Origin of the sequence: Swingsia samuiensis (genome assembly GCF_006542355.1) — a bacterium.
GTDB classification, from domain to species: domain Bacteria; phylum Pseudomonadota; class Alphaproteobacteria; order Acetobacterales; family Acetobacteraceae; genus Gluconobacter; species Gluconobacter samuiensis.
Genome location: NZ_CP038141.1, coordinates 1,563,086 through 1,575,987, shown reverse-complemented (window position 1 = coordinate 1,575,987; position 12,902 = coordinate 1,563,086). Strand labels below are relative to the sequence as shown.

Sequence of the window (12,902 nt, the reverse complement as noted above, 5' to 3'; positions counted from 1 at the left end):
AACCCTCTACGACACCGAAGATATGCTTCTGTTGTGGGAGGCTTTTACCGTCTCGGCGTATAACTCATAAAGTTCTTTGAAATGGCAAACGTCCTCGACTCTCTCGTCATTAAGTTCGCTTTGGATACTAAAAACGTCCCTGCTGAACTGAACGCGATGACCAAAGCGTTTAAAACGCTGGATAATGCCGCAGATGCCGCAGGCTCTACTTTAGAAGAAACGGGAGAGAACGCCGAGAATAGCGGCAAAAAAGCCGAAGGCGCAGGAAAAAAACTCGAACAAAGCAGCAAAAAGGCTGAAAAGTCTGGAAAGGAGTTTGAAAGGAGCGGTAAAAAATCAGCAGATTCATTTTCTCTTGTTCGTCGAGAAGCGCTTGGCCTTCTTGCTATTTTTACCGGAGGGAAAGCCTTAAAAGACTTCCTTTCAGATGTTACGCGCTCTAATTCAGAATTGGGATATATGGCCCAACGCCTGAATATGGATCCAACCAAACTCTATCAAATGCAAAAGGCTGTTGAGGCAGTCGGAGGTTCAGCATCTGAGGTTGGCTCAACGTTCCAAACGCTTCAGAATATGGCGGTTGACCCTGCTCAATCGGCAAACCTTAATAGAATTATGGGTAATCTCGGTCTAAACACCAATGATTATCTCGATGAACACCATCATATTCGGCAGGACATATTAAAACGCCTGAACCGTTCAACCCAAGGAATGGATCAAGGGGTCAAGAACACCCTTCTCTCAAGCCTCGGATTTGGACCCGGCGAAATTAACCTCATCGATAAGAGCGTTAAAGACTTCGACCGTATCCAGAAAGAATTTCAGAATATTGGCCCTACCGAAAAACAGATCAAAGACAGTCAACGACTAACGGAAGAGTTTACAGTCCTGACAACCCAATCCGAACTATTGGGGCGTACTATTCTTGGCGATCTCACTCCGTCTCTGGAAAAAGGGATCGACAGACTTATCAAGTGGGAACAATTTGCAAACAACGCAACGCAAAGCGTAAATAACTTTAAAAAAAGCATCGGTGATCTTGGCGAGGCTATTAAAAACTACCTCTCTCACGACGATCCAAGTATTGATGCTGGCTATGAGGCATTTAAAAAACATATTGGATCGCCAATAGAAAACTGGTTGCTCAACAAGACAAGCAATCCCAACACTCAATCACAGGTTATGTGGTTGTTTGACGACAATACAAAACTCAACCCCTTCTCTAACTCCATTGCAGGCATTGAAGGCGCACGTTACGACCAAATGGGAGGCGCTGGCGGCAAATTCGCGGGCAAGTACCAAATGGGAGAAGCGGCGATTAAGAGTGCGGCAAACTTCCTGCATGAGAAAGTCCCGACTACGGACGAGTTCCTCCACGATCCAGCCATGCAAGAAAGGTATTTCCAAGCCTTTACAGCACAGAACGATCAATACCTTTCCTCACACAGCGACAAGTTCAGAAATGCATCGGCTGCTGAAAAGTTATCCATTCTCGCTTACGCCCACAATCAAGGCGCAGGCGGGGCTTTACAATGGCTGAATACAGGTGTTGCAGGAAGTGATGCGTTCGGAACCTCTGGCACGAAATATGCTCAACGTGTGCTAGACGCCTTTAAAGCCAACCCCACCTTCGCCGCCGATAAGATTGTCTCTCAATATGAGACAGCGACCACCGCTGCACAGGCAGAGAAATCAAGCCGCGTGGACAACAGCACTGCCGTGCATATTGGCAACATTAACGTCCACACGACGGGGAATAACGGGCGTGACATAGCGCGTGATATTCATGCCGAACTTGCTCGCAGTATTCCCAATAACAACGCTCGAAGTATTCACTGAGGCTGATTATGCCCTTTCCTGTCATTCCACTCCCTGACGTATGGGACGTGCCTGTTGCTGTCGGTGTTCCGGCTGTGTTGGGTCAATCTATCGAGCAAGGCGTCCGCGCTTCCGTCTCAACCACAGCGGGCAAAGTGCTTGAGAACTGGCTTGTTCATCAAGCCTCTCAACATTGGGGCATCTTTGCCAAGCAACGCATCGGGAACACGGATGGTGTGCGAAAAGTTCTCTCGTCAGGGCATGTTGCTTCTGTGGATTTTGGCTCTCAACACTCCGTCGCAACAGCGCCATTAGAAAACGGGGCTTTTACAGCGTATAATAAGATCGCACAGCCCTATAATGCTGTCATCGAAATGGTGTGTGATGGCACGGAAACGGGCGATGATAGTATTCTGCAGCGCCTTAAAAGCCTCACCTCCCAAGGCACAAGCATTCTTGGATCTGATGATATTCTTAACGGCGTTATGTCCGTTCTTGGTGGAGGGCGGTTTGACCAAGGGATCTCTGTTCGGAAGTCTTTTCTCGATACGCTTGATGCGCTGTCAAAGAATACAGAACTGTATCAGGTGGTGACGCCAGAAAAGACCTACGAGAACGCCAATATTACGGGCTATCGTTTCCGGCGCGATAGCCGCAGCGGCATCACCATGATTGTGGCTGAAATCGCCATTCAGGAAATCCGACAAACGGCAACGGCGGAATATAAAAACACCAAAGAACCTGCAGGTGCCGATACGGTTCAGCGTGGATCTGTCCAGACTATCGAACCTCCCTCCACCATCAGAAACGCCTTTTAAGGGAGGAACGTATGATCCAAATCCCTCTCATCCCGACCCCATCGCAAACGATGAATGTGGTTCTCAACCAACAATCCTATCGGCTTGACCTCTACCAGCGCTCGACAGGACTTTACCTCAATCTCTGGCGCAATAGTGCAATGATCGTGTCAGGCGCGCTCTGTCAGAATAAAAACCCCATTATTCACGCTTCCTATCTCGGCATCGGTGGCGATCTTCTCTTTATCGACACGCTTGGCAATGATGATCCCCGTTATGATGGCTTAGGCAGTCGATTTATTCTTGTTTTCATCGCAGCAGGAGAAAAACAGTGACCCGAGAAAATAATGATTTCGAGTTATGGCTGGCACGCGAAAGAGTTCGGCAAGCGGAAAAAGCACATGAGAATTTTAAAGCTTCGCTCGACCGTACGAAATCCCGCGCAACATCTCTTCTTGGATGGTCAATTACTCTCGCCACTGCTTCAGTTGCCGTGATTGTAACTCAATCAACAGACAAAAATGTCGAAGCATGGTGCGCTGCCATCGGCTTCACTGCGGCATCTCTCTTATGCGCCAAGGTTCTTTATTCCACAAAAATATATAATTTATCCCTAGCGCCAGGGGGATTAAAAGGCATCACAGACTCAATGGAAAACAAAACTGAACTTGAATTTCTTAATTTATATTCCGAATATGCCGACGAAATAGATACAATCAACAATGCCGCTGGGATTAAAGACCAACGAACCATGCGGGTCGCATGGGTCATTTGGTGTATAACGCCATTACTTACTCTTATTGTCGCCATTTTATTTTTAGTATTGGGAGGTCGTTAAAATCCTTACTGACACACCTGCTGCCAATGGCAATCCCCACTCCCGTCGCAGATATTCGCCATGTGGCACTTACTTGTACCAACAGGCGGAACAGTCGGCAGGTTGATCGGCTCAATGGATGGCGGAGCAATTGGTGCCACCTCTGGCGGTCTTACAGGCGGTAAGTCAATCGAGTTATCGCACAACGGAACCTGACGGCACTGACCGCCCGAGCAGTCCCACTTCCACTCGCACTCAGCGTGGGCGGAGGACAGAGACAAGCCCAATATAAACAAAATGGGGAGTAATCGGCTTCCAAATATCGACATTATCTTCATATTTTCCTAATATACGAACACAGTATAAAGACTAAAAAACTCTTAGCACTCATTAATTTACTGGTGAAATAAATGGCATTTATCGCACACTACCCCACAATGAAAAGTAAATTTGTAAAACTTAAAGATTTTAAACAGCCATATTTTTCAAGGGGTGGAGTTTTTCAAATTAATAGAAAAGAAACTCAAGAAGAACCAGTAGAATTTATGATTTTATTTAATGGTACTGGCGACCCAACTTATATGGGCTTGTTGATAAGGACTGGGCCTGAAGCAGGAAGAATTTTAGTTAATCTTCCTAATGAGTGCCTTGATGAAGGCACCCGGATGATTAATAAACAATGGCTTTTAAAGAATTGGGAAAAGTACGTTTGTGACTGTGACGTTAAAGACGTTTTATATAAAGATTATTATCAAATAGAAAATTACATCAGAAGCGACATTGAGTTTGAAAGTTATCATATAAATCCAGAAGATAATAATAATTTCATAAAATTAGCCGATTATGAAGAAGATTTCCTAGACTTTGGAGGTGTTTTTCGATTGGATGCTGAATGGCCGTACGAAGAAAAAGTAGATTTCATAATCAGTGAAATCCCATCCTCATCTAAAGATAGAAAATATGCCCTTGTCGTAAGTTCAGGTGTAAAGTCGGGCCATATTCTCGTTTTTCTTCCTAATGAATGCTTAGACGAAAATGAGAAACTCAGTAAAAACTGGATGTTAGAAAATTGGGAAAAATGGGTATATCCTGAAGCCGATATTCAAAACGTTTACTACACAAAGAGATATAATCTTTCTTGATTAGGTAAGCGTTTCTCTAAAAAATAGAACGCCATCCTGTACTTAGTAAAGGTACCTCCGTCATAGAGGTACCTTTCTTGGGCGAGAGACACTCAAAACGCCCGTCTTTCGATCGCCTCGAAAAACACTTCACCACGCTTAACACTTGACCTTGTCGGTTTTTTTGACCTACTTGTAGGTAAGAAAAACCGACATTGGATTATTTATCGTGAACGCATACAGAAAAAATACAGTAACATCCCAAGATTGGGAAAAGTCTACTCTTCGTAGCGAGGAAGAGGAGGTCGATCTTTTCCTAGAGTCTATTGATGCCAGCCGAAATCAGTTTTTATTGGCTGGACATAGAGCTTTGCATGCCAGAACAGATGCTACGCCCCTTCATGCAAAGACTGCAAAAGGAACTTTTCTTTTTCAGGCAGCGATTTTTCAAGTGCGTTACTTACTCGTAGGTGAAAAATGGGAACCATCTTTTAGCAAAGGTATTGAATATATTGAAAATAAAGCAAAGAAAATAAGAGTTGCATACTCTACGGTTGATGTTTGCTGTCGAAAAGATGTGCTACCTAAACCTCTCTCTAAAAAAGGCCCCGCAACTGAGCGTTCTCTAAATAATAGCTTATTCTCTGATCTTCCAACTTATACAAAGTCAGAAGATACAGATAAGAAAGATATTTTTACCACTTACTACTTATTACTAGATGACAAAGGGAATATGGAATTATCGCGTCCTATTGTGTCAAACAAAACATTTTCCAGCTATAAAGAACGTAATTTCTTAGGGAACTGTAACTCTAGCACTGAAACGAAGATGAATCTCGAAGGAGATATTCTTTATGACTTTGATCCACAAATCATCAAAAAATAACACCGGTTACAATGTTTAATCCTAAGAGACTAACCCTAGCACGACAAAGAAAGCGTTTAACTGCTCGTAGTTTGGCGGAACAAGCACGCTTAGCGACTGATACTATCGCACGCCTAGAAAAAGGCCAGCACGAACCTGACCCGAACACAATTAATAATATTGCCAGTGTCTTAGGATATCCTAGAAACTTCTTTTATATGGACGACCCTGAGGATCTAAATAGTGATTCTATAAGTTTCCGCAGCTTTTCCAAAATGAGTGCGAAAGAACGTCAGGCTGCTGAAGGTGCAGGCCAACTCGCTTTAAGTCTCATGGATTGGGTTGAAACGCGTTTTTCTCTCCCTAATGTTGATATACCTGATCTTAATCATGAAAGTAGCCCTGCTATTGCTGCATATCTAGTTCGTCAGGCTTGGGGTATCGGTGAGAGCGCTATAGGTAACTTAATAGGATTATTAGAAACTCATGGCATCCGGGTTTTTTCGCTTTCTGAAGATACATCTTCCGTCAATGCGTTTTCATTTTGGCGAGATAACAAACCTTTTGTTTTTTTAAATAATTTTAAAACTGCAGAAAGCAGTATATTCGATACAGCGCATGAGCTTGGGCATCTCGTTCTGCACAAGCAAGACAATATACGTGACATAAAGAACGCTGAAAAAGAAGCGAATGCTTTTGCGTCGGCCTTTCTTATGCCTGAAAATGATATCAAATCTCGTATTGGTTATCCGATTACAGTAGACGTAATCCTAAAAGCCAAATTGCGTTGGCGTGTTTCTGCAATGGCACTAGCTTATCGCTTACATACTTTGGGTATGTTGACCCCATGGCAGTATAAATCAATCTGTATTGAACTTGGTCGACGAGGATATCGGACAGATGAGCCAATTGGGGTACGAAGAGAAACCTCAACCATTTGGATAAAAGTTTTACAAAGCCTTTGGCGCAATAAAATAAGCAAGCATGAAATTGCACAGGATCTTAATTGGCCCTTAGAAGAACTGGAAGGGTTGATTCAATTCCTAGAACACAAAGGCAAGTTGTCGAACGAATCCAAAAATCTGTCTTTGGTCAAATAATTTTTTTAGTCAAAAACGCTTAACACCAAGCCACCCCTCACCGGGTGGCTTTTTTATTGAGAACTCCCATGGAAGAAAATATTCACGTTGTCGGCTTTCGGCCGGAAATGAGCTTCACCAAAAAGCGCATTGCGATCACGTTTTATATTCCTGACGGCTCTTTGGGGCCAAGCGGGCACAGTGATGAACTGACGATCTCAGGATATCGTATTCGTGCCACGATTACAGGCGGGACAATGCTTTATGGCTCACAGGCTTCTTTGCGAATTGAGGGGCTGCCTTTGGCGACTATGAACCGCCTGTCGGTCGTTCAGGGCATGACGAGCAAGGACAATCAAAACACGATCCGCGCCTCCAATGCCAGTGTGATTGTCCAAGCGGGTGATGATGAGCATGGCTTGAGCACTATTTTCCGAGGCATTATTGCCGAAGCCTACGCCGATTTTGCTGGTGCACCCGATGTGGCTTTTCAGATCCTCGCGTATGACGTGGGCTTAGCTAAGACCGAGATTGTCTCCCCCGTCAGTTATCAAGGCAAGGTTCCTGTTACCACCATCTTTTCGGACTTAGCCGAACGGTTTTCACGCCTTGCAAATAAAGATGATGGCCGCCCTAAAATCTCAGGCATTTTCGTTAATCATGGGCTCACAAGTAAAACGACGATTACCAATTTCTACAAAGGCGGCAACCTGATCGATCAGATTGATGAATTAGCCCGAGCCATTGGTGCAACCTATCACTTTGATACGAACGGAAATCTTCATGTCTGGGCAGCCTCACGCAGCGTCAATAAGGATGCCACGACTGTTACAATCAGCAAACATACCGGGTTGATTGGGTATCCGTCTTACAATCAGCAAGGTATTCATTTCACCACGCTCTTTAAGCCCACCATCCAGTTCAATGTCCCTGTTAAGATCGACAGCACTTATCTCCCCGCTGGATGGGTGAATAACCAGATGGGGCAAAGCATTACGCCCATGCCCGTCAACGGCCTTTGGAACCCGACCTTCATCACGCATGACCTCTCATGCGAAACACCAAATGGCCCCTGGTTCACCTACGTCACAGCCCAACGCACGGACTACGCCTTAAACCAAGTCGCACAGGAATATAAATCATGACCCCATCAACGACCTTACGCACCTCGGACACCAACACCGTTAACAGTGCGCTGGATGCCGCGATTGCGCGTCACATCGCCAATATCGGAAGCAACACGCTCGTCACGGTAAAGGCCGTTCACCCAGGGGATGGCATTGTTGGCAAGGTGGACGTGCAGCCTATGGTTCACCAACGCACCACAGACGGAACCGCTATTCCACACGATACGATCTATGGCATCCCTTACATGCGTATTCATGGCGGAGAATGTGCGGTCGTGATTGACCCCGCTGTGGGAGATATTGGATACATCATCGTTTCCGGGCGCGACCAAAGTGAAGCCGTCGAGCAACGCAAACCCGCCTCTCCACCAACGCTTCGCAGCCACTCTTTATCTGATTCGGTCTATGTGGGTGGCTTCTTGGGGAAAGACCCCAAGCACTATCTGCAAATCACCCAAAATGGCGTTCGTCTGGTCACAACAGGAACGGTTGAAATCCAAGCTCAATCGGCATCCATTCAATGCGATTTGACCGTTCAGGGCGATATTAAAGCCTCTGGGGACGTTAAAGCCGGCGGCATTTCGCTGAAGCAACACAAACATCCGGGCGTTCAGTCTGGAAATAGTGACACCCAAGAGCCAGAATAAGCTTGTACTTGTCGGCAATCTTTTATATAGATTTGCTATATTCCCAAAAAATCTGCTCGGCTCTTTATGCGCTCTCTCCTGCTTGATCGATCAACGTGGGACCTTGTCGTTGATGCGAACGGCAATCTTGCCCTGTGTGATGAGCCTTACGCCACCCTTCAAGCGGTGGCTTGTGCCGCACGGTGCTGGCTTGGAGATCATTTCTACGACACAAGCCTTGGTATTTCTTACCAGCAAATGAGTGCTCCGGGGGGCTTTCCGGTTGCCACGCTCAAAAATCAAATTGAACAGGCTGCGGCCTCTGTCGATGGCGTTCAAAGCGCTCAATGCCTTCTCGTCGGTCCAAGGGCGGATCGAAGCCTTGGCGGCACAATCCTCGTAAAGTTAAAAACAGGCGAAACAGCGAATGTCGACTTCTAATTATACGACTTCTGTTCCGACCTCTCGCTTGACAGAGAGTGGCTATGTCTCCCCTTCCGAGCCGAATATCCGTGATGGGGTTAAAGCAGATTTAAACGCAGCCCTTGGCGGCAATATTGGCGCAAGCAATGGCACGCCTCAAAGCCAGCTTGCCAATACCATGACCGCGATCATTGGGCGCTGTAACGACGTTTTATTAAGCCTGATCAACGGAATTGACCCCCGCACGGCTTCGGGGCGGATGCAGGATGCGATTGGATATATTTACTTCCTCACGCGCAACCCCAATGAAGGGCGTGCTGATTTTGAAGTGCGTCGGGCCAATAGTGTCGCCAATAACAGTGTGGGACAAAATGGCGCAATCTTAGGGAAACTCCTCTCCCTGCAAGGCGTGAATGACGCTTACGTTATCGACAATCCGTCCAATGTTCCCGTAACCACACGCGGCGTTTCACTTGCGCCCAATTCAATCTATTGCTGCGTTTCGGGTGGAAACCCTTCTGATATTGCTTTGGCGATTATCCAAAAGAAGCCGCCCGGATGTGGGTTTACGGGCTCTAATGTAGTGACGATACAAGACCCCGCCCCTGTCTATAATGGCAACGGCCCGACTTACACGGTCAAATATGACCCTGCCGTGGATACGCCGATCTTTTTTTCCGTGCAGATCATTAACGCGCCTTCGGTTCCGTCCTCCGTTGAAATGCTCGTTAAAAATGCCATTAAATCGGCTTTTCAGGGGAATAGTAATATCCCTCGCCCGCGCATTGCCTCATCCATCATTGCTGGCCGCTATTATTCCTCTGTGAGCAATTTGGGCGACTGGGCGCAGGTGGAAGAAATCACCATTGGCACGGCCCCTAATCCAACCGGGATCAGGGTAGATCTGAACCTCAACCAGAACCCGACCCTCTCGGATGAAAACATCAGTGTAAAGCTGGTCTAATGGATAATATCCTCGATACCTTCCACTACCAATACGCGAACAGCAAACGCCTTGTGGCGATCCTGCAAGCGTTTAACGATGCGATTGACCCACACAAAGTTCTGGATGACTGGTTTTTAAATGTCTGGAACCCCAAAACTGCAACAGGCTGGGGATTAGACGTCTGGGGACGCATTGTTGGCGTCAATCGAACGCTGAAACTCGCGAAAAGCGGGTATTTCGGTTTCAAGCAAGGACTGCCGAACTCCAAGACTTTTGGAGAAGGTGTGTTTTATAACGGGAACGCCCTTTCGTCGAACTATCGCCTTTCAGATGACGCCTACAGACGCCTGATTTTTGCCAAGGCCTCGGCCAATATCACTGACAGTTCCATCACCTCCATCAATGCCATCTTGATGCTGCTCTTTGGCGCAAAAGGGCGATGCTACGTCGTCGATCATCAAGATATGAGCATGACCTTCGTGTTCGATTTTACGCCTGATCCAGTGGATGAAGCGATTATTGCTTCATCTGTTCTCCCTCGCCCCAGTGGGGTGACTTACACCTACAAATTCACATCATCATAAGGTGCTACAATGCGACAATCTGATATCCCTGCCAGAATTGTGGTGCCTTTTGCTCAAAATGCGAGTGATAATTTCAAGCGCAATATCCCTGTCACCTCTACCGATGATGCCGCTGCGTCTTGGTCTATTGGTTTCCCTTCCCTGACCTTCACGCCGACATCGGCGGGAGGCTCACCACCTGATGGACGGGACTTTAACGGGGTATTAAATGCAACAACAGCCTTAATCCGCGCCCATACCGCCTATGGAATCCTCCCTTACGACGCCGACTTTGCGAATGCGATTGGAGGATATCCCAATGGAGCAACGGTTTTTTCGAATGGAACCTACTGGACTTCAACGCGCGATAATAACAGCACCACTCCGGGACAATCTGATGCTTGGGTTAATCTCTTTGCGGGGTTCCTGAGCTTAAACGGAGGAACGCTGAGCGGCGATCTGCATATTGTCGATGGACGCGGCGTTTATACCAATTACCTTCTTCCTCAAACGCCTGGAATGCCAATTGCCGTTCAGGGGCAGTTGATCCAAAATAACACCCCTATCGCTTCTGATCGCGGAAATAATGTGCCAACCACATATTGGGTTGGCGCACGCGATGATGAAGTGCGAGCAGACCTCCAAGCCAAGCTGGATAATGAAGCCAATATCCGCTCAGGAGCCGATACCGCTTTACGAGACGGGATTAATCAAGCCAACGCTAATGCGAACAGTCGCGTCTCTAAGAGTGGAGACACAATGACGGGGGATCTGCATATTGTACCCTCAAACGGGCTCTATACGGATCATATTCTTCCTCAGACACCCAATGCTCCCATCGCCATTCAAGGGCAGCTTAACCAAAATAACACGCCGTTACTGAGCGATAACGGGAACAATGTCCCCACATGCTGGTGGGTGAGAGCACTCATCAATCAGATGCTGCCCATGGATCAGTCCAAGAAAATGGTCTTTTTCCAAACGGGCGTTATCTTTGATCGTGCTCACGTCACCTTCCCGAGTGTTTTTTCATCCACGCCGGATATCATCCTCGTCGCATCCATTGGTGATTTGGATAACGATACCTCCACCTATAACTGGACGGCTTCGGGCTGCAATGTCCGCACGATTGACGCGCCGAATGGGCTTAATTGCTCCATCTTAGCCATAGGGAATAAATAATGCCTTTGTCGCAATCAGATAGCCCTGAACCGCAAAAAGCAGCTTACACGGATGGCAAGAGAACATGGAACACCCGTTACTACGCCACCTATGATCGACCTGCGGCTTGGTATGATTTAGGCGAACTGTCCTCTCTACAGAACGTCCCAGATGAAGCAAAACTCTTTCCCTTAACGGACGCCCAGTGGGCAGATCGGTGGAAGGGGCCAATTCTGCGGACGATGGCCGTGATCGATGGAGCCATCACCGATTTTGTGTATCAGCCGCCCTTGGCATTACAGGCAAAATCGGCACTAGAAAACACGCAGAGCCAACTCATTAAGCGCTATATGCTTTTAGGTAAGCCAATTCCCCAAACATGGATTGATTACCAAACGACTTTAATGGCGATTGCTTCTGGCGCAGACAAACGATCACAAGAACTCCCCAAGGCTCCGACCGATGACGCGTAAAGGATGCGCTCGCCCCCGCACGGTTCGTATCACGCCTCAGCCGTCTTTTCGTATTCGTGGACTGGATGCAAAAGTCGATCTCTTTTGGCCGACCGCAACGCTTGGAAGTGGGGCCGATTATCACGTCGATTTTTCAGATCATCTGTGTTGCGATGAAACGCTTGTTAAGGTCGCTTTTTCTCTCGCAGGAGGTGTTCTGGGATGGAGTGGAAAGCCTACCTTTGGCCTTAAAACTGCTGCCGCGTGGATTACATGGACGGCTAAAGGAAAACAGATGGTTGAAGTGACCGCCCTCACCAGCGGGGGGCGATCTTTAACGGCTTTTGTCCATATTCATATCTCTCCTCAACCCTCCTTACTGTCCGGTGATGATACGCTTCTTGCCCCCAACATTCTCACTCTTCCAGACGGTACGCCCTTAACGACAGATCGGGGGCATGACCTTCTCTCTCAATAAATCAGGAGTTCCTTATGTCAGGGACACTCAATGCGACGGCTGCATCCGGCGGGAAATCTGTTTCAGCCCTTGAGACAACTGAAAAAATCAGTCATTCCGACCTAGTTCTCGGTGTTTTTAACGGAGGCGTTCAGAACACCACCGTTAAGGCCCTTGTCGCTGCCGGGATGCCTTCAAACCTCGTCTTCACCGATCATCTTGATCAATCGATCAAAGCCTCTCTTGATAAGGCGGGGCTTCCAAATGTGATCGCTCAGGCGAATGATATATCCGATACAGTCAAAACTCGAGCGCTACAGGCGGATAATTCAAAGCAAGCTGCCTCCATCAGTGAACAAAATGCCGCTCAATCCGCCGCTCAATCGTTAAATGCGGCCAATCAGGCTATTGATAAAGTCAATAAAGCAAGCATTACGGTCTCGGGTGTTGTGGATGCGCAAAAAGACGCAGCCAATGGAATAGCCGCACTTTCAGCTGATAAGCACCTTATGCTGAGCGGCGTTTCCGTTATGGGAATCAGTCCAGACGGACATTTGCTTTTATCCATCGACCTTCCTACCCAAGACCCGCACGTCGCAGGGGTGCTGTGGAATAATGGTCAATATGTCATGATTTCAGCGGGATAAACC

Annotated in this window: 17 protein-coding genes; 16 read left to right on the top strand and 1 reads right to left on the bottom strand. The window is 47.1% G+C overall.

The features are described 5' to 3' along the window. The first annotated feature begins 81 nt into the window (after window positions 1-81). From E3D00_RS07385 to E3D00_RS07370, 4 genes are read left to right on the top strand one after another with little or no spacing between them, the layout of a single operon-like run. Window positions 82-1,839, top strand: coding sequence for a hypothetical protein (locus E3D00_RS07385; RefSeq protein WP_141461325.1), 1,758 nt, complete (start codon window positions 82-84; stop codon window positions 1,837-1,839). An 8-nt stretch (window positions 1,840-1,847) separates the two neighbouring features. Then, window positions 1,848-2,636 (top strand): phage baseplate protein, encoded by a 789-nt coding sequence (locus tag E3D00_RS07380; RefSeq protein WP_141461323.1) that lies wholly within the window; start codon window positions 1,848-1,850, stop codon window positions 2,634-2,636. A gap of 11 nt (window positions 2,637-2,647) precedes the next feature. Further along, complete coding sequence (locus E3D00_RS07375; protein ID WP_141461321.1) at window positions 2,648-2,950, top strand: phage baseplate plug family protein; 303 nt, start codon at window positions 2,648-2,650, stop codon at window positions 2,948-2,950. Next, a complete protein-coding gene (locus E3D00_RS07370; protein WP_141461319.1) occupies window positions 2,947-3,453 on the top strand; it encodes a hypothetical protein in 507 nt (168 codons plus the stop codon). The genes E3D00_RS07375 and E3D00_RS07370 overlap by 4 nt, the downstream gene beginning before the upstream one ends. Before the next feature lie 5 nt (window positions 3,454-3,458). On the opposite strand, the gene E3D00_RS07365 is transcribed toward E3D00_RS07370, so the two are convergent. Next, the gene (locus E3D00_RS07365; RefSeq protein ID WP_141461317.1) at window positions 3,459-3,761 is read right to left on the bottom strand and encodes a hypothetical protein; all 303 of its coding nucleotides are present in this window, start codon (window positions 3,759-3,761) and stop codon (window positions 3,459-3,461) included. A gap of 81 nt (window positions 3,762-3,842) precedes the next feature. Between E3D00_RS07365 and imm45 the strand changes: the two genes are divergently transcribed. The 12 genes from imm45 to E3D00_RS07305 all read left to right on the top strand — a co-directional run bounded on the left by imm45 (window position 3,843) and on the right by E3D00_RS07305 (window position 12,899). Beyond that, window positions 3,843-4,574: an Imm45 family immunity protein gene (gene imm45, locus E3D00_RS07360; protein ID WP_141461315.1), complete on the top strand. Its 732-nt coding sequence runs from the start codon at window positions 3,843-3,845 to the stop codon at window positions 4,572-4,574. Between the two features lie 208 nt (window positions 4,575-4,782). After that, window positions 4,783-5,439 (top strand): hypothetical protein, encoded by a 657-nt coding sequence (locus tag E3D00_RS07355; protein WP_141461313.1) that lies wholly within the window; start codon window positions 4,783-4,785, stop codon window positions 5,437-5,439. A gap of 11 nt (window positions 5,440-5,450) precedes the next feature. Next, window positions 5,451-6,518, top strand: a complete 1,068-nt coding sequence (locus E3D00_RS07350; RefSeq protein WP_141461311.1) for a helix-turn-helix domain-containing protein — start codon at window positions 5,451-5,453, stop codon at window positions 6,516-6,518. A gap of 68 nt (window positions 6,519-6,586) precedes the next feature. Next, the gene (locus E3D00_RS07345; RefSeq protein WP_141461309.1) at window positions 6,587-7,642 is read left to right on the top strand and encodes a baseplate hub protein; all 1,056 of its coding nucleotides are present in this window, start codon (window positions 6,587-6,589) and stop codon (window positions 7,640-7,642) included. Then, a complete protein-coding gene (locus E3D00_RS07340; RefSeq protein ID WP_141461307.1) occupies window positions 7,639-8,271 on the top strand; it encodes a Gp138 family membrane-puncturing spike protein in 633 nt (210 codons plus the stop codon). Before E3D00_RS07345 ends, E3D00_RS07340 begins: the two co-directional genes overlap by 4 nt. Before the next feature lie 66 nt (window positions 8,272-8,337). Beyond that, window positions 8,338-8,691 carry a hypothetical protein gene (locus tag E3D00_RS07335; RefSeq protein WP_141461305.1) on the top strand — a complete coding sequence of 118 codons (354 nt, stop codon included), beginning with the start codon at window positions 8,338-8,340 and terminating at the stop codon, window positions 8,689-8,691. After that, window positions 8,678-9,637, top strand: coding sequence for a hypothetical protein (locus E3D00_RS07330; protein ID WP_141461303.1), 960 nt, complete (start codon window positions 8,678-8,680; stop codon window positions 9,635-9,637). Before E3D00_RS07335 ends, E3D00_RS07330 begins: the two co-directional genes overlap by 14 nt. Beyond that, the gene (locus E3D00_RS07325; protein WP_141461301.1) at window positions 9,637-10,203 is read left to right on the top strand and encodes a DUF2612 domain-containing protein; all 567 of its coding nucleotides are present in this window, start codon (window positions 9,637-9,639) and stop codon (window positions 10,201-10,203) included. The genes E3D00_RS07330 and E3D00_RS07325 overlap by 1 nt, the downstream gene beginning before the upstream one ends. 9 nt (window positions 10,204-10,212) lie before the next feature. Beyond that, the gene (locus E3D00_RS07320; RefSeq protein WP_141461299.1) at window positions 10,213-11,364 is read left to right on the top strand and encodes a hypothetical protein; all 1,152 of its coding nucleotides are present in this window, start codon (window positions 10,213-10,215) and stop codon (window positions 11,362-11,364) included. Then, window positions 11,364-11,816 (top strand): hypothetical protein, encoded by a 453-nt coding sequence (locus E3D00_RS07315; protein WP_141461297.1) that lies wholly within the window; start codon window positions 11,364-11,366, stop codon window positions 11,814-11,816. Before E3D00_RS07320 ends, E3D00_RS07315 begins: the two co-directional genes overlap by 1 nt. After that, window positions 11,806-12,273, top strand: a complete 468-nt coding sequence (locus E3D00_RS07310) for a hypothetical protein (protein ID WP_141461295.1) — start codon at window positions 11,806-11,808, stop codon at window positions 12,271-12,273. Before E3D00_RS07315 ends, E3D00_RS07310 begins: the two co-directional genes overlap by 11 nt. Before the next feature lie 14 nt (window positions 12,274-12,287). Beyond that, window positions 12,288-12,899 (top strand): hypothetical protein, encoded by a 612-nt coding sequence (locus tag E3D00_RS07305; protein ID WP_141461293.1) that lies wholly within the window; start codon window positions 12,288-12,290, stop codon window positions 12,897-12,899. The last annotated feature ends 3 nt before the right edge of the window (window positions 12,900-12,902 follow it).

Bases quoted from the DNA above. Each gene is read 5' to 3' on its own strand.
- E3D00_RS07345 (WP_141461309.1), top strand. From the start codon at position 6,587: ATGGAAGAAAATATTCACGTTGTCGGCTTTCGGCCGGAAATGAGCTTC.
- E3D00_RS07350 (WP_141461311.1), top strand. From the start codon at position 5,451: ATGTTTAATCCTAAGAGACTAACCCTAGCACGACAAAGAAAGCGTTTA.
- E3D00_RS07320 (WP_141461299.1), top strand. From the start codon at position 10,213: ATGCGACAATCTGATATCCCTGCCAGAATTGTGGTGCCTTTTGCTCAA.
- E3D00_RS07330 (WP_141461303.1), top strand. From the start codon at position 8,678: ATGTCGACTTCTAATTATACGACTTCTGTTCCGACCTCTCGCTTGACA.
- E3D00_RS07385 (WP_141461325.1), top strand. From the start codon at position 82: ATGGCAAACGTCCTCGACTCTCTCGTCATTAAGTTCGCTTTGGATACT.
- E3D00_RS07325 (WP_141461301.1), top strand. From the start codon at position 9,637: ATGGATAATATCCTCGATACCTTCCACTACCAATACGCGAACAGCAAA.
- imm45 (WP_141461315.1), top strand. From the start codon at position 3,843: ATGGCATTTATCGCACACTACCCCACAATGAAAAGTAAATTTGTAAAA.
- E3D00_RS07365 (WP_141461317.1), bottom strand. From the start codon at position 3,761: ATGTCGATATTTGGAAGCCGATTACTCCCCATTTTGTTTATATTGGGC.
- E3D00_RS07375 (WP_141461321.1), top strand. From the start codon at position 2,648: ATGATCCAAATCCCTCTCATCCCGACCCCATCGCAAACGATGAATGTG.
- E3D00_RS07335 (WP_141461305.1), top strand. From the start codon at position 8,338: ATGCGCTCTCTCCTGCTTGATCGATCAACGTGGGACCTTGTCGTTGAT.
- E3D00_RS07310 (WP_141461295.1), top strand. From the start codon at position 11,806: ATGACGCGTAAAGGATGCGCTCGCCCCCGCACGGTTCGTATCACGCCT.
- E3D00_RS07305 (WP_141461293.1), top strand. From the start codon at position 12,288: ATGTCAGGGACACTCAATGCGACGGCTGCATCCGGCGGGAAATCTGTT.
- E3D00_RS07340 (WP_141461307.1), top strand. From the start codon at position 7,639: ATGACCCCATCAACGACCTTACGCACCTCGGACACCAACACCGTTAAC.
- E3D00_RS07315 (WP_141461297.1), top strand. From the start codon at position 11,364: ATGCCTTTGTCGCAATCAGATAGCCCTGAACCGCAAAAAGCAGCTTAC.
- E3D00_RS07380 (WP_141461323.1), top strand. From the start codon at position 1,848: ATGCCCTTTCCTGTCATTCCACTCCCTGACGTATGGGACGTGCCTGTT.